The organism is Actinomadura geliboluensis (assembly GCF_005889745.1).
Lineage (GTDB): Bacteria > Actinomycetota > Actinomycetes > Streptosporangiales > Streptosporangiaceae > Spirillospora > Spirillospora geliboluensis.
The window spans coordinates 1-2760 of the sequence record NZ_VCKZ01000660.1; the positions used below are offsets into that span (position 1 = coordinate 1).

3 protein-coding genes are annotated in these 2760 nt (G+C 73.2%); all 3 read right to left on the minus strand.

Annotated elements, in window-relative coordinates; genetic code table 11:
* Positions 1–129: 129 nt before the first annotated feature.
* The gene (locus ETD96_RS43160; protein WP_138642253.1) at positions 130–513 is read right to left on the minus strand and encodes a DUF6221 family protein; all 384 of its coding nucleotides are present in this window, start codon (positions 511–513) and stop codon (positions 130–132) included.
* 59 nt (positions 514–572) lie between these two features.
* Complete coding sequence (locus tag ETD96_RS43165) at positions 573–1826, minus strand: lipase family protein (protein WP_138642254.1); 1254 nt, start codon at positions 1824–1826, stop codon at positions 573–575.
* Between the two features lie 136 nt (positions 1827–1962).
* Positions 1963–2760: glycosyltransferase (locus tag ETD96_RS43170; protein ID WP_138642255.1), on the minus strand; the 798-nt coding region annotated here is incomplete at its 5' end.

The following is a 2760-nucleotide window of genomic DNA, read 5'->3' on the forward strand; positions in this document are numbered from 1 at the left end:
CACGCCGGATGACCGGATGTGGACGCTGCCCGCCTACGCGCGCTACGACGCGGAGGTGGCTCCGGTGCGCACCGCGGACGTCGTCCTGAAGGTGGACGACCCCGAGCACCCGGCGCTGATCACCGCCGCCTAGGCCGCTCCGGGGCGCCATTCCTCCTGGTAGGCGGGGTGCGTGGCGTACGGGAGGGCCAGCAGGCGCAGCACCGATTCGCGGACGGCCTGCGCCGCCTCCGACTCGGACGTGCGATGGCCCTGCCCGAGGATCCAGGCGTTCTTCTCGTAGTCGTCGACGATCCGGCGCCTGGCGGCGACCTCGGCGAGCGTCCGGGCCGGGTGGTGGCGGGCGATGTGCTCGGCGTAGGCGTCGTTCTCGGCCTTGGCGACGAAGGCGGGGTCGTCCGCGTCGGTGTCGACGGTCCCGGAGGGCGTGGCCTTCCAGGGGGCGGACGCGCAGTCGCGGGCGATCTGCTCGTCCCGGGCCAGCCGGGCGCGGAGGAACTCCACCAAGTCCATGGGGCCATCCTGCCCTCTGCGAGGACGGGACGGCCCCATGGAGTTCCCGGCGATCGGAATCAGGCGGCGCAGTTGCCGGTGACGGGCTTGCCCGCGAACCGGTCGGACAGGAACGCCATCGCGTCGGGCTCGCTCCAGAGCATGCCGGTCGCGTGCTCGGCGAACGTGTAGCTCTTCCAGGTCAGGTTCGCGCCCTTCGCGCACCACGCCTTGTGCAGGGTGTCGGCCTGCGCGAACGGGATGATCTCGTCGTAGACGGCCTGCGTCTGGAAGACCGGGACGGACGGGGCGGCGGAGCCGAGCTTGTTCTCGTCCAGCCGCTGCCGCCACTCGGGCGTGGCCAGCGGGTCGCTGGTGGTGTAGTCGCTGATCTTCTTGAACAGCGTCCCGGCGAGGGTGCCGATGCCGTCGACGCTGACCAGGCAGAGACTCTCGGCCTTCTTCAGCAGCTCGCGGCCGGCGTCGTTGAGGTACTTCTCCAGGTCCAGCTCGGGGTAGGCGGTGTCGTAGCCGACCGCCGCCATGAACATCAGGCCGACGAACGGGGAGCCGTCCAGGCCCTTGGCGACCGCCAGCAGGTCGGCGGGGACGCCGCCCGCGAACGCGCCCTTGATGTCCAGCTCAGGCGCGTAGCTGTCGGCCAGCTGCGCCGCCCAGCCCGAGGACGTCCCGCCCTGCGAGTAGCCCCACAGGCCGACCGGCGAGCCGTCGAGGCCGGCGTCCGGGAGGCGCTGCGCGGCCCGCGCCATGTTCAGCACGGCCTTGCCCTGGGAGCCGCCCACCTCGTAGGTGTGCTGGCCGGGCGTGCCGAGGCCCTCCATGTCGGTGACGGCGACGGCCCAGCCGCGGCTGAGCGCGTCCGCGACGAAGAACATCTCGTAGTCCATGCCCTGGGTGAGGGTGTAGGACGGGGCGCACGCGTCGCCGAGGCCGCGCGTCCCGACGGCGTAGGAGACGAGCGGGCGCTTGCCCGGGCCCGTCCACGCCTTGGTCGGGACGAGCACCATCCCGGACACGGCGGTCGGCGCGCCCTGCACCGTCTCCGACCGGTACAGCACCTGCCACGACGTGACGCCCTCGTACGGCGAACGGCCGATCGGGTCCATGCTGAACACTGCGGGGCGCGACCTGATGACGTCGCCGGGAGCGCCCGCCGGGAGCGGTGCGGGCGGCGTGTAGAACGGATCCTCGGCCGGGGGGCTGCTGTCCTGCGGTGCTGCGGCGGCCGTGCCCTGCAGGGCGGTCGCCGCCATGGCGAGCGCGACGCAGGACGCCGCCACGGTGCGCAGCACCCGGCGGACGGTGATGGACATGGCGGGTAACCCTTCGTCTTCGCCTGCCGTCGGCGTGACGGCCACCCGACCGTAACGTAATTGGACACTTACTCCAATGAAGTCCGGAACACATCGGCGCCGCCGGTTTTGTCGTGCGGCGACAAAAGCGGCGGCCTCAGTCCCGCAGCGGCGCGCGGACCGTGCGCCCCTTCCACGCGCCGCCCCTGCCGGCGCGGTGGCGGCGCGCGGAATCGACCGTCATGGCGGCGTACATGAGCGCGACGAGCGGCAGCCCGAGGGCGCGCAACGGCGACAGGCCGTAGAAGCGGAGCATCGGCACGTAGGTGAGGGTCATGAGCGCCCAGGCGACGGCGCCCGCGGCCAGCGCCGTGCTGTCAGCGGCGACGGCCCCGGTAATGGTCGCGGCGGGCGGGACGGCATAGAGCAGCAGCAGGCCGAGGACGGTGCCCGCCAGCAGCGCGGGCGAGTAGCGCAGCTGGTGGTAGGCGCTGCGGGCGATCATCATCCACAGGTCGGCGAGGCGCGGGTAGGGGCGGCGGCTGACCACGTCCCGGCTCAGGTCGAGGCGGCAGCGCCCGCCGGCGCGCTTGACGAGGCGTCCCATCGCGACGTCGTCGATCAGCGCGCCGCGGATCGCCGCGACGCCGCCCGCCTTCTCCAGGACGTCGCGCCGGACGAGCATGCAGCCGCCGGCCGCGGCGGCGGTGCGGGCCCCGTCGCGGGTGACGCGGCGGAACGGGTAGAGCTGCGCGAAGAAGTACACGAACGCGGGCACGATCACCCGTTCCCAGCGGGTGCGGACGCTCAGCGTCGCCATCTGGGAGACGAGGTCGCGCCGCTCCCCGGCGGCCGCGCGGACGAGCCGCCGCAGGGTGCCGGGCGCGTAGGCGATGTCGGCGTCGGTGAAGAGGTAGAGGTCGGGTTCGCCGGCGGCGCGGACGCCCTCCGCCAT

What these genes read in the sequence shown, in the direction of transcription:
- ETD96_RS43160 (WP_138642253.1), bottom strand. Translation starts at nt 513, where the DNA reads ATGGACTTGGTGGAGTTCCTCCGCGCCCGGCTGGCCCGGGACGAGCAG.
- ETD96_RS43165 (WP_138642254.1), bottom strand. Translation starts at nt 1,826, where the DNA reads ATGTCCATCACCGTCCGCCGGGTGCTGCGCACCGTGGCGGCGTCCTGC.